The sequence below is a fragment of the Cryobacterium sandaracinum genome, assembly GCF_004403415.1.
In the GTDB taxonomy this organism is placed as follows: domain Bacteria; phylum Actinomycetota; class Actinomycetes; order Actinomycetales; family Microbacteriaceae; genus Cryobacterium; species Cryobacterium sandaracinum.
The window spans coordinates 23,199-48,492 of record NZ_SOGO01000011.1; the positions used below are offsets into that span (position 1 = coordinate 23,199).

The 25,294-nt window shown below is 66.3% G+C and carries 19 protein-coding genes; 8 read left to right on the forward strand and 11 right to left on the reverse strand.

The genetic code is table 11. The features are described from left to right. Positions 1-16 precede the first annotated feature (16 nt). Entirely contained in the window at positions 17-1,363 is a 1,347-nt protein-coding gene (gene manA, locus E3T25_RS03510; RefSeq protein WP_134372211.1) for a mannose-6-phosphate isomerase, class I, read from the reverse strand. Positions 1,364-1,496: 133 nt separating this feature from the next. Here manA and E3T25_RS03515 point away from each other — a divergent pair, with 133 nt between their 5' ends. After that, the gene (locus tag E3T25_RS03515) at positions 1,497-2,675 is read left to right on the forward strand and encodes an acyl-CoA dehydrogenase family protein (protein ID WP_134372213.1); all 1,179 of its coding nucleotides are present in this window, start codon (positions 1,497-1,499) and stop codon (positions 2,673-2,675) included. Between the two features lie 199 nt (positions 2,676-2,874). Here the strand turns inward: E3T25_RS03515 and E3T25_RS03520 are convergent, their stop codons facing one another. Both E3T25_RS03520 and E3T25_RS03525 read right to left on the reverse strand, forming a co-directional pair. Beyond that, the gene (locus E3T25_RS03520; protein WP_104100304.1) at positions 2,875-3,180 is read right to left on the reverse strand and encodes a metal-sensitive transcriptional regulator; all 306 of its coding nucleotides are present in this window, start codon (positions 3,178-3,180) and stop codon (positions 2,875-2,877) included. After that, positions 3,177-4,853: an FAD-dependent oxidoreductase gene (locus tag E3T25_RS03525; RefSeq protein ID WP_134372215.1), complete on the reverse strand. Its 1,677-nt coding sequence runs from the start codon at positions 4,851-4,853 to the stop codon at positions 3,177-3,179. The genes E3T25_RS03520 and E3T25_RS03525 overlap by 4 nt, the downstream gene beginning before the upstream one ends. An 80-nt stretch (positions 4,854-4,933) precedes the next feature. Here E3T25_RS03525 and E3T25_RS03530 point away from each other — a divergent pair, with 80 nt between their 5' ends. Together E3T25_RS03530 and E3T25_RS03535 are read left to right on the forward strand one after the other, a co-directional pair. Next, positions 4,934-6,238: an O-antigen ligase family protein gene (locus E3T25_RS03530; protein ID WP_134372217.1), complete on the forward strand. Its 1,305-nt coding sequence runs from the start codon at positions 4,934-4,936 to the stop codon at positions 6,236-6,238. Between the two features lie 19 nt (positions 6,239-6,257). Continuing rightward, entirely contained in the window at positions 6,258-7,562 is a 1,305-nt protein-coding gene (locus tag E3T25_RS03535; RefSeq protein ID WP_134372219.1) for an O-antigen ligase family protein, read from the forward strand. A gap of 31 nt (positions 7,563-7,593) precedes the next feature. Here E3T25_RS03535 and E3T25_RS03540 read toward each other — a convergent pair whose 3' ends face one another. Together E3T25_RS03540 and E3T25_RS03545 are read right to left on the reverse strand one after the other, a co-directional pair. Continuing rightward, positions 7,594-8,820: a glycosyltransferase family 2 protein gene (locus tag E3T25_RS03540; protein WP_198415633.1), complete on the reverse strand. Its 1,227-nt coding sequence runs from the start codon at positions 8,818-8,820 to the stop codon at positions 7,594-7,596. 60 nt (positions 8,821-8,880) lie between these two features. Further along, on the reverse strand, positions 8,881-10,143 hold the full coding sequence (locus tag E3T25_RS03545) for a lipopolysaccharide biosynthesis protein (RefSeq protein ID WP_134372221.1): 1,263 nt from the start codon (positions 10,141-10,143) through the stop codon (positions 8,881-8,883). 70 nt (positions 10,144-10,213) lie between these two features. On the opposite strand from E3T25_RS03545, the gene E3T25_RS03550 reads away from it, so the two are divergent. Further along, entirely contained in the window at positions 10,214-11,122 is a 909-nt protein-coding gene (locus E3T25_RS03550) for a glycosyltransferase family 2 protein (RefSeq protein ID WP_134372223.1), read from the forward strand. Here the strand turns inward: E3T25_RS03550 and E3T25_RS03555 are convergent. The 3 genes from E3T25_RS03555 to E3T25_RS03565 all read right to left on the reverse strand — a co-directional run bounded on the left by E3T25_RS03555 (position 11,119) and on the right by E3T25_RS03565 (position 15,595). Further along, positions 11,119-13,152, reverse strand: a complete 2,034-nt coding sequence (locus tag E3T25_RS03555; protein WP_134372225.1) for a DUF7657 domain-containing protein — start codon at positions 13,150-13,152, stop codon at positions 11,119-11,121. The genes E3T25_RS03550 and E3T25_RS03555 overlap by 4 nt on opposite strands. Before the next feature lie 98 nt (positions 13,153-13,250). Then, positions 13,251-14,258 (reverse strand): glycosyltransferase family 2 protein, encoded by a 1,008-nt coding sequence (locus E3T25_RS03560; protein ID WP_241980591.1) that lies wholly within the window; start codon positions 14,256-14,258, stop codon positions 13,251-13,253. Beyond that, on the reverse strand, positions 14,255-15,595 hold the full coding sequence (locus E3T25_RS03565; RefSeq protein ID WP_174843917.1) for a lipopolysaccharide biosynthesis protein: 1,341 nt from the start codon (positions 15,593-15,595) through the stop codon (positions 14,255-14,257). The genes E3T25_RS03560 and E3T25_RS03565 overlap by 4 nt, the downstream gene beginning before the upstream one ends. 196 nt (positions 15,596-15,791) lie before the next feature. Here E3T25_RS03565 and E3T25_RS03570 point away from each other — a divergent pair, with 196 nt between their 5' ends. The 3 genes from E3T25_RS03570 to E3T25_RS03580 are packed head-to-tail and all read left to right on the forward strand — an operon-like array spanning position 15,792 to position 17,901. Beyond that, a complete protein-coding gene (locus tag E3T25_RS03570; RefSeq protein WP_198415634.1) occupies positions 15,792-16,760 on the forward strand; it encodes a glycosyltransferase family 2 protein in 969 nt (322 codons plus the stop codon). Between the two features lie 10 nt (positions 16,761-16,770). Continuing rightward, positions 16,771-17,499 carry a glycosyltransferase family 2 protein gene (locus E3T25_RS03575; RefSeq protein WP_134372227.1) on the forward strand — a complete coding sequence of 243 codons (729 nt, stop codon included), beginning with the start codon at positions 16,771-16,773 and terminating at the stop codon, positions 17,497-17,499. Between the two features lie 6 nt (positions 17,500-17,505). Continuing rightward, on the forward strand, positions 17,506-17,901 hold the full coding sequence (locus tag E3T25_RS03580) for a DUF2304 domain-containing protein (RefSeq protein ID WP_134372229.1): 396 nt from the start codon (positions 17,506-17,508) through the stop codon (positions 17,899-17,901). Here E3T25_RS03580 and E3T25_RS03585 read toward each other — a convergent pair. Next, positions 17,898-19,721: a hypothetical protein gene (locus tag E3T25_RS03585; protein WP_134372231.1), complete on the reverse strand. Its 1,824-nt coding sequence runs from the start codon at positions 19,719-19,721 to the stop codon at positions 17,898-17,900. The genes E3T25_RS03580 and E3T25_RS03585 overlap by 4 nt on opposite strands. Positions 19,722-19,888: 167 nt before the next feature. On the opposite strand from E3T25_RS03585, the gene E3T25_RS03590 reads away from it, so the two are divergent. After that, a complete protein-coding gene (locus E3T25_RS03590; protein WP_166785935.1) occupies positions 19,889-21,481 on the forward strand; it encodes a DUF2142 domain-containing protein in 1,593 nt (530 codons plus the stop codon). Here E3T25_RS03590 and E3T25_RS03595 read toward each other — a convergent pair. After that, positions 21,401-22,720, reverse strand: coding sequence for a hypothetical protein (locus E3T25_RS03595; RefSeq protein ID WP_134372235.1), 1,320 nt, complete (start codon positions 22,718-22,720; stop codon positions 21,401-21,403). The two genes, E3T25_RS03590 and E3T25_RS03595, sit on opposite strands and share 81 nt — an antisense overlap. Positions 22,721-22,797: 77 nt before the next feature. Continuing rightward, positions 22,798-25,281, reverse strand: a complete 2,484-nt coding sequence (locus E3T25_RS03600; RefSeq protein ID WP_134372237.1) for a glycosyltransferase — start codon at positions 25,279-25,281, stop codon at positions 22,798-22,800. Positions 25,282-25,294: the final 13 nt, after the last annotated feature.

Below are 25,294 nucleotides of genomic sequence, written 5' to 3' on the forward strand. Positions count from 1 at the left end.
TGGTGGGGAGCCAGGGCTAGGGGGTCGTGGCCAGGAAGACCTCGCCGACGCCGGCGAACGTGAGCGTGCCTTCGTCGGGCGTGATGTAGACGGACTCGCCGCGCTTGAGGGCGACGGATGCCCCCGCACCGGCCACCAGGAATCCCCCGGCCGTGCAGATGGCGATCGCGGGCCCCGTCAGCGTGAACTGCCGCATCGGCACTCCCGCGCGAGAAGCCCCAGCCGCACGAGCACCCGCATCAGCACCCGCACCCCCGGGAGAAGCCGCAGCCGCACCAGCACCCGCATCCCCGGCTTCCGCCGCGATGTGCACGAGCACGAAGTCGTCCACGTCGGGTCGGTACTCCGAGACGCCCGGAGACGACAGCACGGGCGGAAGGTACGGCACGGGCAGCGGTGTGAATTCGAGCACCTCGAGCAGTTCGTCGACGTCGATGTGCTTGGGGCTCAGCCCACCGCGCAGCACGTTGTCCGAGGCGGCCATCAGCTCCACACCGAGGCCGGACAGGTAGGCGTGGATGTTCCCGGCAGGCAGGTAGAGCACCTCGCCTCGGCGCAGCGACACCCGGTTCGTCAGCAGCGAGATCACGATGCCGGGATCCCCCGGGTAGGCACGGGCCAGGTCCCGCACGGTGGCGAGTTCGAGCGGGTAGTCGAGGATCGCGCCGCTCTCGGCCAGGTCGGCCGCGCTGACGGCGAGGGCAACCACCCGCTCGACCAGCCAGGCCACCTCGCCGGAATCGCCGCCGCGGCCGTCGCGCAACAACCAGTCGACGCAGTCGCGCAGAGCGTCGTCGCCGAGCAGGTGCCGCTCGAGCGCATCGAGCGCGCCGGGCTGCGGGTCGTCCGAGGCCACGTCGAGGGCGCGCAGCTCGCCCAGGATGCCGCGGATCTCGACCGGCTCGCGGAACCCGCAGAGGGCCTCGAAGGTGTCGCTCAGGGCGAAAATCACCTCGGGCTTATGGAACGGGTCGCGGTAGTTGCGGTCCGCCGCATCCTGCGGAATACCAGCCGCGTTCTCCAGGCCAAAGCCGATCCGTGCCCGCTCCGCGGTCGGGTGCGCCTGCAGCGAGAGCGGTCCCGCGGCGGCGAGGATCTTCAGGAGATATGGCAACCGCGGAGCAGCGGGCGCGGCGAGCGCGGCGCCGAGGGCCTCCTCCGGGGCTGCGTGGATCCAGTCCAGGAGGGTGTGGTGGCCGCCGACCTGCTCGGGGTCGGTGATGACGCTCGGCGATCCCGGGTGTGCGCCCAGCCAGAGTTCGGCCTCAGCTGTGCCCGACGGATCGTAGCCGAGCAGACCCGCGATGGCGGTGGTCGAACCCCAGGCATAGTGCCGCGGCGTATTGGTGATGCCCACAAACATGGCGCTCTCCTGCACTCTTAGGTTTAGACCAAACTACCAACCGCTTGCGGCGTGCCGGTTCCGCGACCGTAGGCTGCGAACATCCGCCGACCGCCGCACGCCGGCCGTCGCCACCTTTGCAATGGAGCACCTGATGACCTTCGAGCTACTTCCCAGCGACTTCTACGGCTACGAGAATCTGCTGACCGATCAGGAGAAGACCGCGCTCGCCAATCTGCGCGCCTACCTCGAGTCCGACGTTCGGCCCATCGTGAACGGATGCTGGGAGCGCGCCGAGTTCCCGGCCGAGGTCATCCGGCCGCTGGCGGCGCTCGGGGCCTACTCCTTCGGCTGGCCTGAGACCCGGCCCTTCCAGAACTCCGCGGTGTTCCGCGGCTTCGTGGCCCTGGAGACGGCGCGCGTAGACGCGTCCGTCGCCACGTTCGTCGGGGTGCAGAACGGCCTCGCCTGCGGAACCATCTCGGCGACCGGCTCGCCGGAGCAACGCGACGAGTGGCTGCCGCGCCTGGCGAGCGGGGAGCTCGTGGGGGCATTCGGGCTGACCGAGCCGCTCTCCGGCTCGGACGCGGCGCAGGGACTGCGCACGACGGCCACCCGCACCGGCGACACTTGGCTTCTGAACGGCGCCAAGCGCTGGATCGGCAACGCCACCTTCTCCGACATCACCATCATCTGGGCGAAAGACACCGCCGACGGCATGGTCAAGGGCTTCATCGTGACCACCGACACCCCCGGCTACAGCGCCACCCGCATCGAGGGCAAGATCAGCCTGCGCTCGGTGCAGAACGCCGACATCGTGCTCGAGAACGTGGTCGTGCCCGAAAAGAACCGGCTGCAGAACGCGAACTCGTTCAAGGACACCGCCAAGGTTCTGCGCCTGACCCGCGCCGAGGTGGCCTGGGCGGCCGTGGGAACGTCGATCGGCGCCTACGAGGCGGCCGTCGCGTACGCGAAGGAGCGCACGCAGTTCGGCAAGGAGATCGGCGGCCACCAGCTGGTGCAGGACCTGCTGGTGAAGTCGCTGGGCAACATCACCGCAAGCCTGGGCATGGTCGTGCGGGTCTCGCAGATGCTCGACGAGGGCAGCCAGCGCGACGAGCACGCCGCCCTGGCCAAGCTCTTCACGACTGCCCGGATGCGCGAAACGGTCGCCTGGTGCCGCGAACTATTCGGCGGCAACGGCATCGTGCTCTCGTACGACGTGGCGCGCTTCTTCTCCGACGCCGAGGCCGTCTACTCCTATGAGGGCACCCGGGAGATGAACACCCTGATCGTGGGGCGCAGTATCACCGGCCAGGCGGCCTTCGTCTAGGCGAGTCAGGGGCCGCGCCCGCCCTAGCCGCGAGCCCCGAGTCCCGAACCGCGAGCCCCGAGCCGCGAGCCGCGAGCCCCGAACGAATTCGACGGAGATTTTGGCCAAACCAGTCCCCAGAACCCCGAAAAAGCGCTTTTACGGGAGAATCTCCGTCGAATTGGTTCAACGCCGAGCGGGCCCGACTCGCGTCGGGAGGCTACGCCAGCGTCAGGAAGAGCTTCTCCAGCTCCTCGACCGTGAGGGAGTTCTCCCCCTGCGGGTTGTCGAGGCACTCGCGCATCGCCGTGGAGACGATGACGAAACCGGCCTTGTCGAGGGCGCTGGACACGGCGGCGAGCTGAGTGACGACATCCTTGCAGCTGCCGCCGGCCTCGACGGCGGTGATGACCGCCGCGAGCTGGCCCTGGGCCCGGCGCAACCGGTTGAGGATCTTCTTCTGGTTCTGTTCCCCAGCGACGTCGGCAGCAGCGACGTCGGCAGCGGTAGCGGTGATTTCGGTCATGCCGGAATCCTTTCAGACTTGGCGGCGATGACGGGCATCAGGCCGAGAGCGGTTTCGCCGGCGATCCAGGTGCGGTAGCCGCCGTCGAGGTTCTGCACGTCCAGCCCGTTCTGGCTCAAAATGCGTGCGGCCGTGTGTCCGCGCTGGCCCACCTGGCAGTGCACGATCACAGGTGCGTCGGGCAGCTCGGCCAGGCGGTCCCGCAGTTCGTCCACCGGAACGTTGATCGCGCCGGGAATGTTCCCGGCGGCGAACTCCGCCGCCGAGCGCACATCCACGAGCACCGCGCCCGCGGCCCGGGCGGCGACCAGCTCGTGCCACTGCAGCGCACGCGTCGTTCCCGCGGCAAGGTTGTCGGCGACATAGCCGAGCTGGTTGATCGGGTCCTTCGCCGACGCGTACTGCGGCGCGTAAGCCAGCTCGAGGCGGGTGAGAGCGGATGCCGTCAGTCCGCCGGTCATCGCCGTCGCCAGGATGTCGATGCGCTTGTCGACGCCGCTGCCGCCGACGATCTGGGCGCCGAGGATGGCATCCGTCGCCGGGTCGACCAGGAGCTTCATCGACATGCCCTCGGCGCCGGGGTAGTAGGTGGCGTGCGACGCCGGGTGGGTGTGCACGACCCGGTGCGCGCGGCCGCGCTGCACGAGACGCTTCTCGCTCCAGCCGACCATGGCCGCCGTCAGGCCGAAGATGCCGAGGATGGCGGTTCCGAGCACCGGGGAGGCCGACGCGGGCTCGCCGGCGATGCTGTCGGCGGCCGCCCGGCCGTGCCGGTTTGCGAGGCCGGCCATGGTGATCAGGATGCCGCTGTTGTCGACGGCGTCGATCTTCTCGACGCCGTCGCCGACCGCGTAGATCGACGGGTCGTTGGTCTGCTGACTGCCATCGACGGCGATACCGCCGCTCGCGCCGATCGTGATGCCCGCCCGGGCGGCGAGCGAGGTGTCGGGGAGCACGCCGACGGAGTCGATGACGAGGTCTGCCGGAACGACGGATCCGTCGCTGAGCTTGACTCCCGCGTCGGCGGCGGCGACGACGGTCGTGTTCAGGCGTACGTCAACGCCCCGCAAGAGCAGCTCGTCGAAGATCGGCGCGGCCATCTCGGCGTCGAAGGGCCCGAAGACCTGGGAGCCGAACTCGACCAGGGTCACGTGCACGCCGCGGCGAACGAGGTTTTCGACGGCCTCCAAGCCGATGAACCCGGCGCCGATGACGACGGCGGAGGCCTGACCCGTGACGCCGGCCAGCAGAGCGGTGATGTGGTCGACGTCGTCGACCGTGCGCAGGGTGCGAGTGGCGAGGCCGGCCGGGGTGATCCCGGTTCGGGCCGTCGCTCCGGCAGCCAGGATGAGGCGGTCGTACGTCTCGGTGATCTCGGCGCCGGTCTGCGTTTGGCGCACGGAGACCGTCTTCGCCTCCCGGTCGATCGCCGTGACCTCGTGGTCGACGCGCACGTCGAGGCGGAAGCGGGCCCCGAGGGATGCCGGGGTCTGGAGTAAAAGATTGCTGCGGTCCGTGATCACGCCGCCCACGTAATAGGGAAGTCCGCAGTTTGCGAACGAGACATAGTGGCCGCGTTCAAATACAATGATGTCTGCCGTCTCGTCCAGCCGACGCAACCGCGTCGCCGCCGACATTCCGCCCGCAACTCCACCAACAATGATCGTTTTCATTCGAACCTCCGGGGTAAGTATACCCTAGGGGGTATAGAAAATGATCGGTGACCGCCCCGGCACGCTCTAGCCTTAGACACATGCCCGCCGTCCAGAGCCGATTCGTCGTTCGCACCTTCGCGACGCTCGTCTTTTTCTCCGTCCTGGCCGGCCAGTTCTGGCGCAGCCTGTTCGGCTGGTGGGGCTACGGCGCGATCGCGCTGGTCATCGTCGTGAGCAGCGTCGTCGCCCTCGTCAAATTGAACCCGGACTGGATGTGGTCGCGGTTCCCGAAATCGCTCATCGCCTTCCTCGGTCTGGCCACCCTGTCGCTGGCCTGGTCGTTCTACCTCGGCGCCTCCCTGATCGGAGTCACCCTGCAGTGGGCAACCACGCTGGCCGCACTGTTCCTCGCCCTGTGCCTGAGTTGGGCCGAGCTGCTGCGCACGCTCGCCGCCGCACTGCGCTGGATCCTCGCCCTGTCCCTCGCCTTCGAGCTCATCGTCGCCCTGTTCGTGCGGCAGGCCGTGCTCCCCTTCTGGGTCGACTACGGCACCCGCAACGTGCCGGAGTCGTACTACTGGACCCGCGGTATCCTGCTGCAGGGCGGGCCAATCGAGGGCATCGTCGCCAACCGCAATTTGCTCGGGTTCGTGGCACTGATGGCCGTGATCGTCTTCGCCGTTCAGCTCGCCGCCGGCACCGTGAGCCGCAACTGGGGTCTGGCGTGGCTGGGCCTCGGGGCGTTCGTGCTGCTGCTGACCCGGTCCGCGACCGTGACGCTTGCTGCTGCCGCCGTCGCCGCAGCGCTGCTTTTCGCCCTCTGGGCCCGCCGCCGGCCCCCCGAGGGGCGCCGGCCGGTGTACCTGGTGGCCGCGGCATCCGTGGTCGTCGGCGGTGTCGGCCTGGTGGCCCTCACGCCGCAGCTCCTCGCCCTGCTCGGCAAATCCGCCGACCTCACCGGCCGCCTCGACATCTGGCGCAGCGTGGCCGGGCTGGCAGCCGAGCGCCCGGTGTTCGGCTGGGGCTGGGTGAGCTACTGGGCCCCCTGGGTCGAACCCTTCGAGGGTCTCGCCGTGCGCCGCGGCGTCGTCTACCTTCAGGCGCACAACGCTTGGCTCGACGTCTGGCTTCAGCTGGGCGTCCTCGGGCTGATCATCTTCGCCGCCGCCGTTTTCTCCACGCTGTGGCGCTGCTGGTTCCTCGCGGTCGACCGGCCCAGGCGCGCCCTCGCCGACACGGAACCCTACGCGGCCTCCGCCCTGCTCCCGCTGCTGCTCCTGGTAGCCCTGATCGCCCAGAGCCTGGCCGAAAGCCGCATCCTGATCGAGTCCGGCTGGCTGCTGCTGGTCGTGCTCGCCGTGATCACGAAGCGACAGCAGGCAACCAATCAACGGATGCCTTAGGCGGTAGCGTGGGAACGTCATGACCTACCGCGCGTATCCCCCCGCCGTGCCGGACCAGTTCACACGGCTGTTCGCCTCCCCCAAGTTCGCCTCCTCGCTGGCGCTGGTCATCATCGGCTTCGCCTTTTCGACCACTGCCCTGCGCGCCGTGATCGGCCCGCCCGGCGTCGTCGGCATTCTCGTGGGCCTCGTCGTGCTGGCCGCGTTCTCGCTCACCGCCCGCTGGGCCGGCGTCGACTGGCACGGGCTCCTACCGATCTCGATCATGGTCTTCGTGGGCTGGTGTGCCCTGTCGGTGCTGTGGTCCAGCTACCCGCTGCACACCCTCAGCGCCTCGCTCTACCAGCTCGCCTTCACCTTTTTGGCCATCTACATCGCCCTGGCCCGCGACACCATCCAGGTCGTGCGCGCCACTGGCGACGTGCTGCGGGTGCTGCTCGGAGTGTCCCTGGCTCTGGAAGTGCTCTCCGGCCTGCTGCTCGACACGCCCTTCGTCTTCCTCGGCATCCAGGGCAACATCGACTCTTTCGGGCCCGTGCAGGGCCTCTTCGGCTCTCGCAACGTGTTCGGGCTCGTCTCACTGATCGCGGCGGTCACTTTCGCGGTCGAGCTGCGGTCCCGGTCGGTGCGGCGCGGGCTCGGCATCGGCTCCATCGCCCTGGCCGTGTTCGGCCTGCTACTCACCCGCTCCCCCGTCATCCTCGTGGTGGCCCTGTTCGTGGGCCTCGCCGCGCTGGCGCTGATCTGGCTGCGCGCCACGCCCGCCGCGAACCGGTGGCTGCTGCAGATCGGGCTGCTCGGCGGCACCGTCGTGGCCGGCATCATCGCGGTTGCGGCCCGCGCGCGCATCACCGACCAGCTGAACGCGGGCAGCGAGTTCGAGGCCCGCACCACACTCTGGGGCGAAATCTGGCGTCTGGCCTTGCTGAACCCGCTCGAGGGTTGGGGCTGGGCCGGTCGCTGGCCCGTCGACGTCACGCCCTACGGCTGGCTCAGCTTCGTCACCGAGCGCCCGCAGGCCTCCGCGCTGAACGCGTTCCTCGACGTCTACTTCCAGGTCGGACTGGTCGGCCTCCTGTCGTTCCTCGCGCTCGTGATGCTCGCCTTCTGGCGGTCGTGGCTGCTCGCCTCGGACAAACGCTCGATGGTCTACGTCTGGTCGCCGCTGGTGCTGGTGACCCTGCTGGTCACCTCGGCGGCCGAAAGCACCGTTCTGGTCGACTTCGGCTGGCTGCTGCTGCTGATCTGCGCCGTGAAGGCCGCGCAGGGCAAGAGCTGGCGCAGCCTGTTGCAGCCCACCCCGCACCGGCACCCGGAGAACTGAGCAAGGGCCGAGCCCGCGCCGACAACGAAATCTAGGCCCGGCGGATGTCGACCGAGAGGATGCCGAGGAACATTCCCGACATCGCCGTCTGGAAGCCCAGCATCATGAACAGTGCCGCCGGCACCGCCAGGCGCATCGTGTCAACCGGGTCCTGAGGGCCGAAGCCCGATGCGCCCCACGTGGCCAGCTGAACGATCGCGACACCCAGGCCGGCCATGAAGAGAGTGAGCCCGACGACCGCTCCGCTTTCCAGGCTCGCTCGCTCGGCGAACCGCTCGAACGCCTGGCTCCGCGGGAGATGGAACCCCTCGTGCCGGGCGTAGAGCTTGGTCAGCAGGGCGAACAACACCGCCTGGTACCCGACGACCGTCAGTGCGGCCAGATACACCTGGCTGGAGACGTCCAGTCCGACCCGGCCGATCTCCAGTGGCCCGAACACCAAGGCGACGGTAGCGAGCAGACCGACTGCGAACGCCACCGACCCCGGGATCAGGAACAGCCAGCGGGGGTTGAACAACAGCAGGAATCGCAGGTGACGCCATCCGTCGTGCCAGCTCCGCAAATGCGGCGGACGGCTCCGGCCATCTCTGGACAGGGTGGTCGGTACTTCGCTGACGCGTAACCCGTCGAGGGTGGATTTCACGACGATTTCGCTGGCGAATTCCATGCCGGTGGTGATCAGGCCGAGGCTGAGGATCGATTCGCGGTTGAAGCCGCGCAGGCCGCAGTGGAAGTCGCGGATCTCGGAGCGGAACAGCATCCGCCCGATCGTCGACAGAACCGGGTTGCCGAGGTATTTGTGCAGGGGCGGCATGGCCCCGGGTTCGATCCCGCCGCGGAACCGGTTTCCCATCACGAGTTCATCGCCGGCCCGGAGCCTTGCCACAAAGGGGTCCAGGGTGCTGAAGTCATAGCTGTCATCCGCGTCGCCCATGATGACATAGGTGCCCCGCGCGCCGACGATCCCCCCCATCAGGGCGTTGCCGTATCCCTTCGCCGCGACGGGTACAACCCGGGCGCCGTGGTCGAGGGCGATCTGCTGGGATCCGTCGGTGCTGCCGTTGTCGGCGATGACGACCTCGCCCACAATCCCCGCGTCGGAGAGGTAGGCCTGGGCCTTGTCGATGCAGATGGCAAGGGTCTCCGCCTCATTGAGGCAAGGCATGACGATCGAGAGTTCGATCGCGACGACTGCGGATTCGACAGCGGATTCGACAGCGGATTCGACAGCGGATTCGACAGCGGTGGAGTCGGTCATGATGTCCTTTTGCGAGGGAGAACTGTGGAGATGGTGTGAAACGGGTGAAGCGATTGCAGCCTAACGGAGCGTGACCGCCACCGACTGCGGCGACCGAGACCGGGACCGTCGGAACGAGGCGATAACCACGCAGCAGGTGGTCACCGAATATCCTGCGATCACGCCGGCCGCGGCGGCGCCCGACCCGCTCCAGGCGGGAGTGCCGACGAGCATGACGACCAGTCCTGTCACCAGCCCGGCGATGGAGGCGAACGTCGCCACCATGGTTCGACCCGTCGTGAGTAGGAAGGCGGTGGCAACGAGGCCGATCGAAAACGCGAACACGCCGATCAGGAGGAGCGCCATGATCGGCCCCGCAGCCCGGTAGCCGGCTCCGAAGACGATGCTCACGATGAGGGGGCTGGCCAGCGCGACGGCCCCGAACACGATCCCCAGACCGACGAACATCACCCCGAAGACGCCCAGATAGTTCTTCAGTGCTGCCGCCGGGTCGACGGCCGCCCACTCTGAGAACCGCGGAATCAGAACCTGGGTCACCGCCTGGCTCAGCATCGACGCCGGTGTGGCGAGCGCCATCGCCGCCGCGAACAGCCCGGCCTGGGCCGGGGACTCGACGATGAACACGTAGACCATCGCGAACTGGATCAAGCCGTTCGAGGCCAGGAGCCCGAGCGAGTTCCAGGAGATGAGCTTCCAAATGCTGGCCGGTGCGGTGACGATTTCCTGCTTCAGGCTTTCGTGCCCTCGGTGCGCGCCGCGCAGGGAATGCAAGCCGAACAGGGCGTACCCGATGGCGAGCGGCCAGAGCAGGGCCCACGGCAGTTGCGCCGCCAGAACCACGATCAGCAGAACCATGGTCAGTGCGGAGGAGATGACATCCCACACGGCTGCCGAGGTGATTCGTCCCAGACCGACCTCGATGCCGCGCGCGAGAATGTAGCCGGAATATGCGACGATCAGGGCGGCGATCGCGGCCGCATCCGCCGGGTCCGCCCCCAGCGCGAAGATGCTGACCGGGATGCCGATGGCAAGAATGACCAGGCAGGAAATCCAAAAAGAGCGCTGAATCAGGCGCAGGGCGTGCACCGGGGAGTATCCGAGCGCCCGGGCATGGGAAAGAAAATGGGAGGCCGCGTTGCCCGCCCCGGTCGGCCAGAGCAGGGAGAGGATGAGCGACAGCGCGATCCACGCTGACACCTCTGCAAGCTCGCTCGGCCCCATAAACCGACCGATGAGCACCGTGTACGCGAAACGGGACAGGCCCTGAGCCAGGACGCCTACTGTGGAGAGAGCCGCCTGGGACATGAGCGAAGATGGTTTCACTCGTGAATGCTATCCGGCCATCACGGTGATCCGCCCACTCCGACCCTCGTCGGCCACGAAGGAGATCCCGGTGACACTCGACATCATGATGCCGTTCTACGGTCGTGTCGACCATTTTCAGGCTGCGGTGCGCAGCGTGCTCGCGCAGGTCGACCCGGACTGGCGGCTCGTGGTGATCGACGACCACGACCCCGACGAAACGGCCGGCCGGTGGCTGCGGGGGCTGGCAGACCCCAGAATCATCTACCGCCGTAATCCGATCAATCTGGGCATCAACGCGAACTTCCAGGCATCGATCGACCTGGCCGAGAACGAGTGGCTGACAATCTTCGGCTGCGACGACGTAATGCTCCCCGACTATGTCGGCCGGATCACCCAGCTGATCCAGGAGCATCCGACGGTGGCCTTCATCCACCCGGGCACACGCGTCATCGATGAGCACGGGCGGGTCAGCACACCTCTCGTCGACCGGGTCAAGTCCCTGTACCGGCCCCGGTTCCACGGTTCACTCGAACTCGCCGGGGAGCCGCTCGCGGTGAGCATCACCCGAGGGAACTGGATGAACTTCCCGGCGATCGCCTGGAACCGCTTCGCGGTCACGGCGGTCGGCTTCCGGCCGGATTTCAGCATTGTGCAGGATCTCGGGCTGGCCCTCGACCTCGCCGTGCGTGGCGGGAGCCTGCTGCTCGACGACCAGGTCATCTTCGAGTACCGTCGCCACGCGTTCAGCGTCTCGTCCTGGCGGGCGGTCGACGGAAGCCGCTTCGCCGAGGAACAGGGCTTCTTCCGCGGCCTCGCGGTCGAGTTCAACGGCCACGGCTGGCCCCGTGCGGCGCGAGCCGCACGCCTGCACCTGTCGTCCCGGGTGAACGCACTGACCCGAATCCCGGACGCCATCCGGGCCCGCCGCAGCGACGGCATCCGGATTTTACTGCGTCACGCCCTCGGGCTCACCGTCGCCGCGACGCCCAGAGGCTAGGGCGCAACCACCCGGTAGATCGAGAGGCTGGACTTCGGCAGGTCAAAGGTGCGAACCGGGGACAGGCAGTCCAGATCGAGGCGTTTGTCGTCGGCGAGCACGTAGCCGACCTCAGCCTGGGCGAAGGTGGAACAGGCATCGAAGCTCACGCTGATCTGATCGGCGGCGGGATTGGCAACGACCGGTTCGCCCGGCCCGGCCACCCAGCTCACGCCCGCCAGCCGGTTCCATTGCAGCGTGTACACACCGGCTGGATCGATGACGCCCCACATTCCGGCAGAGGGCGCGCCCTGAAAACCGTTGTAGGCCCGCACCCCGGACTCGAGCAGCATGGCCGTGGTCAGCCCGCCGCCGACGCCAACCCAGGTTTTCGGAGCCGCCTCGTCCAGGGCGACGACAGCCTGGGACACGTCAGTTTCCCGCAGGTCGAAAACGCCGCGGTAGATCGGATTGGTCAGGCCGGAGCCGGCAACGGTCACGATCAGAAACGCGGTCGCGGCGAGTTGTGGCCGGCGCCGAGCGACGAAGTAGATAGCCGCGGCCGATAGCAGCGCCCAGAGCCACCACAGCTGCACCGGCTCCAGCATGCCCGGCAGCCGTCGCCAGGCCAGGGCGCCGATGGCAAGCTGGGAGAGCAGGAAGGCGGCCGCAGCGGCTCCGGCGAGCCACTTGCCGGCCCGCGCCCGGTTCTGGTCGAGGTAGGCGATGACGTAGGCGACCAGGGCGATGGAGGCCAGCCCCATCCCGAGTCGGACCCGATTCGGCGTGGTCTTGTCGAGCAGCAGCAACCGAGCGATCGCATCCCAGCCGGGCAGGTAGAGATACGCCAGCAGCACCGCCACGGAAGTGGCGAGGCCGATCATCGCCCACGGAAGGGTTTTGTGCATCCTCGCCTCCCTGGCGATGATCCAGACGACGACAGGAATCAGGAAGATGCCCAGATAGAAGAACGTCGCGGCCTCGGACGAATTGCCACCGAGAAAACCAGCCCGCTGCTCATTCAAGGCCTGGGTGAACGAGGATCCAACGGCGGAGGCGAAACTCATCGGCCCGTTCCCACCCGTGGGGGTTGACCGGTTCCCCGGATACGCGGTGCCCAGAAAAGCCTGAACCGTTGACAGTTTGGTGGCCAGCCACACCACCGCCACGACGGATGCCGCCACGCCGCCGACGAGGACCGGGACAACGCATGCCAGCATCGCCCGCCACCTCGCGCCCCGGCGCAGTTGTTCGATCATCAGGGCAATCCCGAAGAACAAGACCACGACGGCGGCCGGCACGATGAACGGAACGTAGATTCCCATCGCCATCACGACGGTCAGGTAGGCCACGAGGGCGGAGAAGGTCCAGCGGGACCGTCGCGATGGGCTCCGGAATGCCCAGACCAGAGCCGTCATGGTGACAAGCGCCCAAACGGCCGGCCAGAGTGTGGTCGAGAGGTACCACCATTGGAACAACGGGCTGAAGAAGAATCCGACCGCAAGCATCGCCGACACCCCGGGTCGGCGCGGGATGACGGTGAGCAGGAATGCGTACGCTGCGGCTGCGAGAGCAAGCCCGGGCAGCCACCACTTGAAGGCTATGGCGTGGTCGACGTCCATCAGCATGAAGCCCCAGAGGTGAGGCCTGAAGGCGACGGACCAGTCCACCCGGGGGAGGTCCTGCGGCAGGGTCGCGTCCATGCCGCCCGGGAAGGTCTCGTTGGTTAGCGGAAGACCCTGTTCGACCTGCGCGATAGCCCACACCGTCTGCACGTTCCATTCGTCGGAGCGCGTGACCTGCGGGTGGCCGGCGATCAGGTCCGGGTCGGCGCCGTACGACACCTGGCTGAAGAACACGCCGGATGACGAACCGTTGATTCCGAGCGTGACGAGCACGATGCCGAGGATCAGCAGCAGTGCGGGGAATGCGAGCAGGATTCGTAGTCGCGGCAGGCCGTAGGGACCTGGGTCGATTGCGCGACGATAACCGTCCCGCCCTGCACGGTATCTGGAGCCCCAACCGACGGCACGCATTCGAGTGTTGTTCACCACGAACCTTTCAAATCCCTGTGCGGGACTCCCCCACGTCTAAGCCCGACCCCTGCCACGGCGCGGACTTGCCTTCTCAGAGTAAAGGATCACAGACGCTAGAGCGGCTGAACCAGATCCCGCAGAACGTCTTGGGGCCCCAGACCGAACCGCGCGTATCCACCGGTGCGCCACTGACGGAGAACCGGGAGCACACGGCGGAGCCCGGCGCTCGGCAGGGCGCTGCGGGCGCGCTCGTGCGCGGCCTTCGCCGTGATCAGTCGAAGGTACGAGTCGGGCGGAACCGGCATCAGGCCCCGTGCGCGTTCATCCAGCGCCTCGGCCCTGGCCAGCAGACGCGAGTTGCGTAGCGTGCGCGGCGTCCGCAGCCTGGACAGTCGGCCGGCGGCATCCAGACTGGTTACGCCGATCTGATTGCCGCCGTGTTGCCGGTAGTCGACCAAGGCGTCGTCCAGGAAATCCATGGTCCCCGTCGCCGCGGCGACGATCGCCAGCCATTCGTCGTGCACCCACGCTGCCGGGAACGGTCGTGCCCGCTGCACCAGCCCGCGGCGCAGCATCACGGTGGCGCCGGTGACGATGTTGCGGCGTAAGAGCACGTCGAATGCGCGCCCCTGATGCACGTCCCTCTTCTCGTCGGCCGTCACGCCGAGGGTCTGCAGGAGCGTGCTGCCCAGCGGCATCCCCCGGCCGTCGACCAGGCGTGCGTCAGAGTGGAGCAGTTGCAGTTCGGGGCGCCCGGCGAATTCTGCCGCCATGACCTCGAGCCGGCGGGGGTACCAGACGTCGTCCTGGTCGCTCAGAGCACACAACTCGCCGGAGCAGGCGGCCAGGGCCTGCTCGAAATTCGCCGCCACCCCGAGGGGAACCTGATTGCGGATGACCCGCAGGGTGGCGGTCGAATCCGGCCGGACGGAGCGCCATTCGGCGAACGCTCGATCGGCCACCTCGAGGGTGTCATCGGTGGAGGCGTCATCGGACAGGACTACTTCGTGGGGCTGCCGGGACTGGTTCAGGATGCTGAGCAATTGCTCCCGCAGATAGGGCGCGCCGTTGTGGGTGCACAGCGCGACGGACACGGTGAGGCTCAATTCGGTTCCGGTCACTGGTGGATCGTCTTCGGGGAATCAGTGTTCGGAGAAGCAGTGGTCGGGGAAGCGGAGGTTCTCCCGCCGGCGTCCTCCGGCGGGCGAACCTCGAGCGAGAATCGCCACAGGGCTCCCAGGTGGAACGCCAAACCGACGACGGGCCCGACCGAGAGCGCGAGCGCCGCCTTCGCGTCGAGTCCGACCGGCACGAACAACATCCCGATCGAGACGACGGATGCGAGTACCCACCCTGCTGCGTAGCTGCGGTGTCTCCCCCCGGCGAGCAGGGCCGGCCCGGTCACGCAGAGCGCCCCGATGAAGCCCGACGACACGACGAGGGGCACGAGCGCCGCGGTCGGGAGTGCAAAATCCGACCCGATGATCGTGGCGAAGGCCGCTGTGCCCCAGAGGAACGTCGCCACGGCGAGAACCGCCATGGTGAGCACGATCAGGCCGCACGCTCTGCCGATTAGGGGCCAGGGGCTGGCAGGGGACCCGGTGAAGCGGGTGACCAGATAGCTCTGCAACGCCATCAGCGGCACCAGCACCGGTGCCCGGGTGATCGTGATGGCCAGGATCAGCGCGCCCAGTTCCGCTTTCTCGTCCGGGGCGGCGAAGAAGGCCAGCACCAGGGGGAAGCCGTTGATGATCAGCGCCGTCGCCGAGGCAGCGAGCATCGTCTGGGCGGAGTTCGAAATGAGGCGTCGGTACGTCAGCGGTGACGCCGAGAACCGGATCAGCGGTCGCGGCGAGACGAGGAAGACCAGCCCCAGCGCGACGGGGAAAGGGATGATCACGGCCCAGGCGAGCGCAGCCGGATCTCCACCCAAACCGAGCGCGACGACAACGGCGAGAAGTCGCACGACACCATCGAGGGCGATGATCGCGGCCAGGTGACGCCAGAGTCTGGCCCCGGCCAGCACTCCGCTGAGGGTGGCCACGACGGCGTTGGCCGCCGAGCCCAGGGCGACCTGCACGACGAGAGCGGCATTGCCCGTTCCCAGTGTGCGCGGCGCCCACCACAGCCCGGTGAGCACAACGACGACGCCCACGACGAGGGCCACGCCACCGGCGAACATCCACAGGGAGCTCCGGCGCACCGCACCCTCGGGTCGCATCAGCGCGCTCGCCGTGGCACGGGTCGTCTCCTGCTGGATCCCGAACAGCACGCCCACGATCAGGAACAGTGCCGACCAGAACACACCGAAAACCGAGTAGTCCGCGGCGCCGAGCGCCCGGGCAACCAGCCACATCACCAGATAACCGGAGACACCGGAGACGAGGGTGGCGACCAGCACCCACATCACGGAGGGCGACGACGGAACGCGTGATCGGGTAGCCGACTCATCCGTCATGGGGTTCCTCCCTCCCGCAGGGCCGGAATGGTGTTCGTGGCAGTTGCCACGCGCCTGTGCACCGGAGCGGCCGCCCGATTCGCGGACGTCTCCCGGGGGAAACGTAGACTGTCGTAAGGATTGTCGACAGGCACGCACTCATGCTCTGCCGATGATCGCGTCGCTTCCATCGAATCCGTTAGAGAGTCTAGTCAGAATGCCACCACCGCTCCCGACGGCTCCGCCCTCGATCGACCTGATGATGCCTTTCTATGGCGACCCGGCGCTCTTCCGCCTGGCGGTGAAGAGCATCCTCGGCCAAACCGATCCCCTCTGGCGCCTCGTCGTCATCGACGACCAGTACCCGGACGACGAACCGGGACGGTGGCTCGAAGGGCTGGCCGACCCACGCATCAGCTATCTCCGCAACGAGACCAACCTGGGTGTGAGCGGCAACTTCAGGAAGTGCGCCGCCCTGGCCACCGCCGACTTCACCACCATCGTCGGCTGCGACGACCTGTTGCTGCCCAACTATGTGACCCGCCTTCGTCAGTTGCTGGCCACCTTCCCCCACGCGGACTTCGTGCAGCCGGGCGTGCGCGTGATGGACGCCGACGGCGCCGATTCTTTCCCGCTGGCCGACCAAGTCAAGCGCCTCTGCCGCCCACACGCCGACGGTCCGGTGGAACTGTCAGGGGAAGTCCTGGCCGCGAGCCTGATGCGTGGCACATGGACCTATTTCCCGTCCATCGCCTGGCGCACGAGCCTGCTGAAGAGGCACGGTTTCCGGGAAGACCTAGACGTGGCACTCGACCTCGCACTCGAGATCGACATCATCGTGAGCGGCGGTCGGCTGGTGTTGGACGACACGCCCAGCTTCCGCTACCGACGGCACTCCGGAAGCGTGTCCTCCTGGACCGCTCATGACGGCTCCCGGTTCGTCGAGGAGCGCCGATACTTCCTGGAATGTGCCGAGCAGATGACGGCGCTCGGCTGGAATCACGCAGCCCGAGTCGCGGTGCGCCACGTGTCTTCCCGCCTGAACGCGCTGACGCGCGTGCCGGCGTCCGTCAAGGCCGGAGACGTTCATGGTCTCCGGATCCTTGTGAATCACGCATTCGGCAGGCCCTATCTCCGTTCCGGGATCCGTTCCGCTGCTCCGAGGGCGGTGACCCCCGGTGAGTAAACTCGGTCCCATGTCGTCTCGCCTGGACCAAACGCTGATTGTGATGCCCGCGTTCAACGAGGAAGAAGCCGTCGGCGATGTCGTGCGGGAGGTGCTCGCCGCCCTGCCCGGCGTGCGCTGCCTGGTCGTCAATGACGGTTCCACCGACAACACCACCGAGGTCGCGCGGGCGGCCGGTGCCACGGTCGCCGAGCTACCGGTCAATCTGGGTGTCGGCGGGGCCATGCGCCTGGGCTTCAAATATGCGCTCGCCCACGGCCTGGACAACGTGGTCCAGATCGATTCCGACGGCCAGCACGATCCCGCGAATGTGCTGGCTCTCCTGGATCGACTGTACTCGGCCGATCTCGTGATCGGAGCGAGATTCGCCGGGGAGGGCGACTACGACGCACGCGGGCCCCGGCGTTGGGCCATGCGTTTCCTGGCCGCGATCCTGAGCCGTGTCGCGCGCACGAAGCTCACCGACACGACCTCGGGTTTCAAGGCCAGCGGTCCGCGCGCGGTACGGCTGTTCGCCAGCCACTATCCCGCTGAGTACCTCGGCGACACAATCGAAGCCCTGGTGATCGCGGCCCGGGCCGGCTGTGTGGTCGTGCAGGTTCCGGTCGCCATGCGCCCGCGCGCCGGCGGCGTCCCCTCCCACAATCCCTTTCGGGCCGCCGCGTATCTCGGGAGAGCGTTCATCGCCCTGGGTTTCGCGTTGGTTCGCCCTTCAGCCGCACTCCAACCCAAGGTGTAGTCGCACATGAATACCGTCAGTTACGTCTTCGGCATCCTTGCCGCCCTCTTCACGCTCGTCGTGGTGATCGAGATGCTGCGCCGCCGGCGCCTCCGGGAACGACATGCCGTCTGGTGGGTGATCGCGGGCCTGCTGGCCCTGATGGTCGGCATCTTCCCGAGCATCCTCGACTGGGCCGCGGCTCTGGTCGGGGTCGACGTTCCCACGAACCTGGTCTTCTTCGTGAGCATCACCGTGCTCTTCCTGGTCTGCATCCAGACAAGCGCGGAACTGACCGGCATCGAGAGCCAGACCCGCACCCTAGTCGAGATGTCCGCACTGCAGGATCTCCGGATCCGCGAGCTCGAAGCCCGGCTCGAGTCAGAGTCGTCCAGCCGGCCCGACGGCCGAGGTGAAATCTAGTTCATCGGGGCGGGCAGATCTCCCAGAACGACGGTGTACTTCGACGTCGGACAGGCCTCCTCGAGCTCAGCTTGCAGTTTCCCGTCCCTGGTATGGACATTGACGCCACCGCCCCAGGTATCGATCATGGCGCAGAGCTGGATCGGCTCCGTCGCGTTCAAGTAGTAAGAGTGGTACCGGATCGGGTCCTCGGCTGAGGATGCCGAGAGTTGCAGCAACCATCCGTTGACGAAGTAGTCGTCTGAAGGATCCTGGGCATACCGGGCGACAACATTCTTCTCCCCAGGTGTACTCAGTGTGAACAGGGTAGGGATGGCCGCATCGCGCGCGCTGGCCCCGAGCCCTCGGACAATGTCGGCAAGAGGAACCAGTGCCCCGATCCGATTCAGTGAGGGAGGCACACTCCCCAGCACTGCTCCCACGAGCACGAGGATACCGACAACACCCGCGGACGCATTGAGCCCCAGCGTGGAGCTATGACTGAGCCGGCCCAGGACTATGGCGAGTAGCACCACGACAAGTAGAATACTCAGGAACCACACGAACTTTGCTGGGTAATAGCCCCACCACTTCGTGGCCGCATCCCGAAGTTGCCAACCGAGGTAGCCGTAGGCGAGCAGGCCGGCCAGGGAGATCAGGGTGGCCCCGACGAGTTCGTGCCGCGACGTGGCGTCCCCGGTGCCGATCGCACCGGCGAAGACGACCGCGCCGATCAGAATGAACAGGATCGCGGGGATGACCGGGGCCATCGCGCCACCGCCAGAGAGAGCGCCACCGTCGCGGCGCAGGTCGTCGAGCGTCACGAAGACGACATAGGCAGGGACCTGAAGAACCGAGGACGCGTAAATCGCTCGGGTGGGCAACGATGCGTGCCTTAGTTCCGGCCAGGAATATCGGAGAAAACCGACGATCCCCAGAAAAAGGGGGGCGACTGCCAGGGGCGCCCAGGACGCCAGCAGAACGGTTGTGAGCAGAAAGAGGAGGGCAGCCGCCCACAATCTCGCCTGAGGGAGTTCGGTCCAAAGCAGCCAGCAAAGGAAGAGGAGGGCGATACTCGGCGAGACGTTGTAAAAACCGTACTGAAACGAGAATCCAGCCACATACCAGGAGGTGACGAACCCACCGGCAAGCATCGTCGCAAGAAGGCGCAACCACGGATGTTGCCCACTCACGGATCGGGCCACGACAAGGCCGGCAAGAAAACTGGCTACGAGGATGGCGAGGACCCAGAGCTGGGCCGCTCTCGTCACATCGTGATTGAGCAGCTCTGTCGCAGCGGTTGCGTTCCGCCCAGGAGCGAACGATGCGGCCATGAGAACCCCCGTCAAGGGGGAGGAGTTCGGGTGCACCCCCGGGAGCAGTCCCCCGTCGATGAACAGGTTCCGGGCCGTCACCGTGTTCCAGATCGCATCGCTGTTCATCGCCCACGACAGCATGCGGCCGCTCGTGCCGACGCTGAGCAGCACTGCGGCCAGCCCCCCGGCCGCTGGAACGATCGCCGCCAGACCGGCGGTCCGGAGCCCCGCACGGGACGGCCTGCACAGTGGTGCTCCCTGGGCGAGCAAACCAACGACGGCTGTGAGCCCCAGCGCGGCGAGCACCACCGTGTTTCCCTCGGCGAACCCGATACCCAGTATCGGGTACACACGGACTGCGCAAATCAGGAGCAGGAGCGGAATGACCAGGGAAAAGGCGATTGCCACGATCCAGCGAGTGTATTGTCCGGCCCACAGACAGAGCGCGATGCCAGCTGACGCGACGAGCACCCACACGGTCAGCCCGCTCAGTGAAAGCGCCGCACCGGCCGCGATCAGGGCCACGCAAACCCCTGCTAGGCCTGGAAATCGGCCTGCCCGACGGATGGCCACGAGATGTGCCTTTCGATTGGTCTGAATCGTCGACGGAATCGACCATCAACCGGTCTCGACTCTACAATATGAGGGCGCGGCTTCCGTTCGGAGAGCCCTGGATCGCACGCCCCGGAGCCATGCCTAGAACCTATTCGACCCGTGCATCGCACATTCGCCGCTCGCGCCTTCTGACGTTTCTGCTCAGCTTCGCCATGATCTTCGCGCTGACGCTCATCTGGGCCGTGGCGACACCGCCCATGGCGAGTCCCGACGAACCCGCGCACGCAATGCGTGCCGCGGCCGCCGCGCTCGGACAGCTCGAAGGCACACCCTCGACGACGGTTCCGGGATCGGCAGACGTCACGGTGCCACGCTACTTCGCCGAGGCAGAGGAACACCTCAACTGCTACCGACGCCAGATCCTCGTCACTCCCTCCTGCGTAACACCCGTCGGTGACCCGACGGCACTCGTCATCGGCCACACGACTGCGGCGGCTCTCAACCCTCCCCTGTTCTACGTCACCGTCGGGTGGCCCGCTACGTTCCTGGACGGCGCGAAGGCCCTGTACGCGATGAGGGCACTGAGCGCGCTGGTCTGCGCGGCTCTGCTCGCCGTCGCTTTCACAGCCCTGCGTCGCTCCAGCTGGTCCGTCCTGGCCATGGCCGTGGCAACGACACCGATGGTCCTCTTCCTATCTGGCACAGTCAATCCGAACGGGATGGAAGCATGCGCGGCGGTGGCGGCTTTCGCCCTTCTCACGACCACACTGCGCACCGAATCGACCGGATGGATCTTGATTCAGCGCGTTGCTCTGATCACGATGAGCTCGATCCTCCTGATCAATACCCGCAGCCTCTCCCTCGTCTGGTTGTTGATCATCGCCGTGGTCTCGCTGCTACTGGCCAAGCCGGATGTCCTCCGCAGCGTGCTCCGGGCCCCCGCGACCTGGCTGGGTTCCGCACTCATCGGGGCGACGGCCGTCTGGGCGCTCCGGTTCTATCTCCGTCCCCAGGATCTCACTCTGACGTACAGTCCCATTGGCGCCGGAGGCAGCTGGGAGTCGGGATTCTTCACCACCCTCGACCGCACCTTCGAATACGGCCTTGGCTGGATCGGCCATTTCGGCTGGCTGGACACACCGGCTCCCACGTTCACGCTCCTCATCTGGACCCTGACCGCCGGAATGATCATTCTGGCTGGGCTGGTCCTCGGCTCATGGCGCGTACGCACGGGTCTGATTCTCATCGCCCTGGTGATGATTCTGCTGCCGGCTTTGCTTCAGGCCGCTCTCGTTCAGGACGTCGGCTACGTCTGGCAGGGCCGCTACACCATCGCGTTGTTCATGGTGGTCCTCGTTGCGGCTGGAATCGGTTTGGGCGACTCCGTGGTCTTTCCGACTGCCGGATCACCCACTTGTCGACTGATCGTTGCCGGTGCGGTCGCACTCGGACTCGGTCAAATTGCAGCGTTCGTCTGGGCGCTCAAGCGCTACGTGGTCAGCTTGTCCTGGGACCTTACCTGGATCGATATGCTGACCAACCCGACGTGGCTGCCCCCCGGTGGTTGGATACCCCTCGGACTGGCCTATTCCGCTCTGATCGCTGCCGGTACGTTCCTGCTGATCGCGGCTGCAGCCTCATCAGCCCAACTAGGCGAAGAGGACCGCGCCGGCGAAGACAGTGCCGCCGATCGCGAGAGTGACCCAGGGTCCAGTCCTGGAAAAGCGTGAAAAGTACAGGGCGATGCACGCCATAAAAGCAGGCAGGAGCGCCATCCCGTATCTGGCCGGCAAAGGGAAATAGAACCCGGCGCTCAGATAGACGGCCATGGCCAGCGCTGGCCCCAACAGAAGCGCAGCAACCAGCGTGGCCACAGCGAGGCTGGTCGTCGTCGCGGGCCGAGACTGCCACTCGACGATCAGCCCGATGACCGAGGCGATCACCACGAGCGTCAAGGTGTTCGTGAGTACGATCCCGAAAGTGGTCGGCACGGCGTCTGTCTGCCCGACCGTGCGCAGGAACCTGAAGACCTCGTCCAGAAGTCCCTGCAGCGACAGCGGCAACCGAACCGAGTCAACGACTGCGGCCGGTACCCCCGGAACGGCGTTTGCTGATCGAACCAGGAGCCAGCCGACTTGCGCCGCGGCTCCGGACACAACGGCCAGGATGGCACCCAGGACGCGCTTGTCCGTGACCAGTCGGGTCAGAAACCCGCGCCCGGAGGCGCGGCTCTGAGGCCCAAGAGCCTCAAGGAGTCCGAGCACGAGCAGGGCTATCCCCGCGACGATCACTGCGGCCAGATTCTGCACTTTGAATAGCACGGCGACAATACTTATGGCGGGAAGCCAGAACAGATTGATTCGCCGCTTGGCAACGAGCACTGCAACGCACCCCACCGCCGCAGCGATTCCGAGGGTAGGAGCGTCCGTGCTGATGTACACGCTCGCCCAGAGGACCGCCGGGGTCGACAAGACGACCAGCGACAGACCGAGAGCACTCAGACGGTGGATGCGCAGAAGCCGGAGAAGAACGTACACGCCGACGGTTCCCAACGACAGCCAGAGGCCTCCGATGAACCGACCCGCATCCAATAACCCGACGCCCAGGAGCGTCAGCGGCTGGGCTGCGGCCCAGGTAATCGCAAAATACAATGGCGCGTAGATGCTGGCGCCTGTTCCACCGTCGTAGGGATACTTGCCGTCGTTGTTGTGAAAACCGGTGTCACAGCCTTCGCCGTATGCCCCGTAATACTGAACACCGCGGCAACTGATGGCGTTTCGTGCTTCCGCGCCGGTCTCATCACCGGTGTAGACGATTCCCTGAGTGGGTACCTTGGCCAGATAGTCCAGATAAACGAACTCATCGAAGGGAGAAAAGGCAGTCTGTTCGGCCACATGTGACGAGACGAATCCGACGCTGGCGAGGATCAGAACAATGATCGGGAAAACGGCGGAACGTACGATCTTCATTAGCGTGGCTCTCACTGGTCCTACCGTAGCCGACGTGCCGGATTCTCCGTACCTGGTTCGCTGGCGCACGAGCGGGCTCACCGCGTGTGGCGGATGCGGCTCTTGACCTTCTTGAGCACGACGCCTGGCCCCCCGTTGCGGAGGTAGTGGACGAACAGGCCTGCGTCATGGCGAAGTCCGTGCTTCTTCCGCCGCACGGCGGGGCGACGCGAGGAAAGATCCCCCGCACCGACCACGCCGCTGGCCACAAGATCCGCCGCATGAGCTGGCTTCCCCACGAAATCGACGAGGGGAGCGAGCACCGTGTCCCATTCATAGTCAGCTCGCACACGGGCGATGTTCTTCCGGGCTGCCTCGATGAAGGCCTCGTCGAAGAGGACCGTCTCAAGTGCCGAGGCAAGCGCGGCAACGTCGGCCGGCGGCACGACGATTCCCAGTTGCTCCCTTGCAACGAGTTCCGCGAAGTGGTCGCCCTCGGTGACAACCATGGGCAGGCCGGCCCACAGATAGTCGAGGATCCTGGTGCGGAATGAGAAGGTAGTCTCCACATGGGCGAAATGCGTGCTGACACCCGCATCAGCCTCACCGAGGAAGTTGTGCCGGTCAGCATAGTCAACCCAGGAGGGGTTGAAGAAGACGAATCGGTCCAGCGAGCCCAGCTCGCTCGCAAGCGCGCGGGACTCCGCAACGATCCCCATCTCGGGTACCCCAGGGTGCGGGTGCTTGGTGCCTTGGAAGAACAGACGGACGTTGTCGTGCCGCTCCGCCACGTCAGCAACCGCACGAATGAGCGTCTTGGGATCAAACCAGTTGTAGAGGCCCCCGCTCCACAGCAATACCTTGTCCTTGGCTCCAATACCGGGGAGAACGCCCTTGAGTACGGGCTTGGTCGCTGGAGGGAAGATCTCATTGAGGCCGAAGGGAACCACGCTGATCAGGTCGGTCAGATCAGGATCGTTGGCGTAGTTGGCGGGATTGACACGGCCGAGTGCCGCAAGCTGACCCAGGTAGAAGTGCCGCTGACGCTCCGACGCACACAGGAAGAAATCGCCGCGGCTGAGCTGCTCATTGAGCACGTCCGTCGCATCGACCACCTGCTTGTTCCACTGAACTGTTCCCTGCTCTCTGCCCTGCTCAAGCTGCTCAAGGTGCATGGGATCGTAGATGTCGGCGACGATGATCTTGGTCGAGTTTCGAAGCGAATCGAAGAGGGCCATCGCAAGCCCCTGGAAAACGATCACGTCGGCCGACTGTTCCAGGCGGCGCATGGCTCGATCGTCCCCGGGGCGCACATGAACGATGTCGAAGGGCGCGGACACCGGTTCGGCACCGGCGAGGGTGACGAGGGTGACGACGTTGTTGCGTGACAGCGCCTCGGCCATGTTCCAGGCACGGATGGCCGGACCGGCCATCTTTGCGCCAATGGGGTCACCCGTGATGATGAGTACGCGGGTGACCACCGGAGAGGCGGTGACACCGAACGTCGTGACGATCTTGTCGTAGCCCTCGAGGTAGTGCTCGGATTGGTATGACGGAGCATCAACCTCGCCGAACAACTCCCAGATCCGGTTATCGGCGACGACCCGCGAGGACTGGACCTTGTCTCGGGCCTGCTTGAGGGACGGAAGGTTCTCGACGAACTGGTCGATGGCGTAGACGCCCGCCACGGTCTCGCGGGAAATCTGCATGTCCGGCTCGTTGTCACCCCCCTTTCGCAAATCGAATGAGGTCGAGTCGAGGTCGCCGCGCGACACAGCCCGCCGTACTGCCAATGCCAGGGTGGCGGGCAGGAGCCGGGCCAGGGCTTCGTCGCCCAGATTCTTGTATTGCGCGAAGAGTGCATTGCGCTCGAGCAGGTAGGTCTCCTTGAAAGAGCCGAAGGAAGACATCGATGCGTGGTGTTTGTGGAATGCCAGGGAGGCAGGTTCATACACGAACCGCCACCCTCGCAAGTTGAGTCGCCAACCTAGGTCGACATCCTCGAAGAACATGAAGAAGCGCTCGTCGAATCCCCCGAGCGCGTCGTACACGCTTCTCCGGACAAACATCGCGGAGCCCGTCCCGAAGAGCACGTCGTGCACCTGGTCGGGCTGGGACGGCACTTCCTGAGCGGTGAGCGGCTTATAGCCCTGGCCGAACCACGTCATCGCGGAGCCGATGTAGTCGACGAGCTTGCCGTCCCAGTCGAGCACCCGGCTAGCCACGGCACCGATTGCCGGGCTCTCCTCGAAACGCGCGACGGCCGAACGGATCCATCCCGCATCCGGCTTCGCATCGTTGTTGAGGAAGGCGAGAAACTCTCCTGAGGAGGCTTTCACCCCCAGATTGCATCCGCCCGCGAACCCGAGGTTCTTCTTCGACTCAATCAATTTCACCTGGGGAACAGCAGCGCGCAGGCGCGTCACGCTGTCGTCCCCGGATGCGTTCTCGACAACGATGATCTCGAGCCGCTCTGACGGCCAGTCCAGACCGCCCAGTTGGCGGATCGCCTCGATCGTGTCGTCTGTACCCCGAAAATTGACTAGAACGACGGAGACAACTCCCTGTTGCGGGTTTGACATGCAAGCCTTCCTG

Bases quoted from the DNA above. Each gene is read 5' to 3' on its own strand.
- E3T25_RS03590 (WP_166785935.1), top strand. From the start codon at position 19,889: ATGCCTAGAACCTATTCGACCCGTGCATCGCACATTCGCCGCTCGCGC.
- E3T25_RS03575 (WP_134372227.1), top strand. From the start codon at position 16,771: ATGTCGTCTCGCCTGGACCAAACGCTGATTGTGATGCCCGCGTTCAAC.
- E3T25_RS03535 (WP_134372219.1), top strand. From the start codon at position 6,258: ATGACCTACCGCGCGTATCCCCCCGCCGTGCCGGACCAGTTCACACGG.
- E3T25_RS03580 (WP_134372229.1), top strand. From the start codon at position 17,506: ATGAATACCGTCAGTTACGTCTTCGGCATCCTTGCCGCCCTCTTCACG.
- E3T25_RS03570 (WP_198415634.1), top strand. From the start codon at position 15,792: ATGCCACCACCGCTCCCGACGGCTCCGCCCTCGATCGACCTGATGATG.
- E3T25_RS03600 (WP_134372237.1), bottom strand. From the start codon at position 25,281: ATGTCAAACCCGCAACAGGGAGTTGTCTCCGTCGTTCTAGTCAATTTT.
- E3T25_RS03595 (WP_134372235.1), bottom strand. From the start codon at position 22,720: ATGAAGATCGTACGTTCCGCCGTTTTCCCGATCATTGTTCTGATCCTC.
- E3T25_RS03540 (WP_198415633.1), bottom strand. From the start codon at position 8,820: ATGACCGACTCCACCGCTGTCGAATCCGCTGTCGAATCCGCTGTCGAA.
- manA (WP_134372211.1), bottom strand. From the start codon at position 1,363: ATGTTTGTGGGCATCACCAATACGCCGCGGCACTATGCCTGGGGTTCG.
- E3T25_RS03525 (WP_134372215.1), bottom strand. From the start codon at position 4,853: ATGAAAACGATCATTGTTGGTGGAGTTGCGGGCGGAATGTCGGCGGCG.
- E3T25_RS03565 (WP_174843917.1), bottom strand. From the start codon at position 15,595: ATGACGGATGAGTCGGCTACCCGATCACGCGTTCCGTCGTCGCCCTCC.
- E3T25_RS03530 (WP_134372217.1), top strand. From the start codon at position 4,934: ATGCCCGCCGTCCAGAGCCGATTCGTCGTTCGCACCTTCGCGACGCTC.
- E3T25_RS03520 (WP_104100304.1), bottom strand. From the start codon at position 3,180: ATGACCGAAATCACCGCTACCGCTGCCGACGTCGCTGCTGCCGACGTC.
- E3T25_RS03515 (WP_134372213.1), top strand. From the start codon at position 1,497: ATGACCTTCGAGCTACTTCCCAGCGACTTCTACGGCTACGAGAATCTG.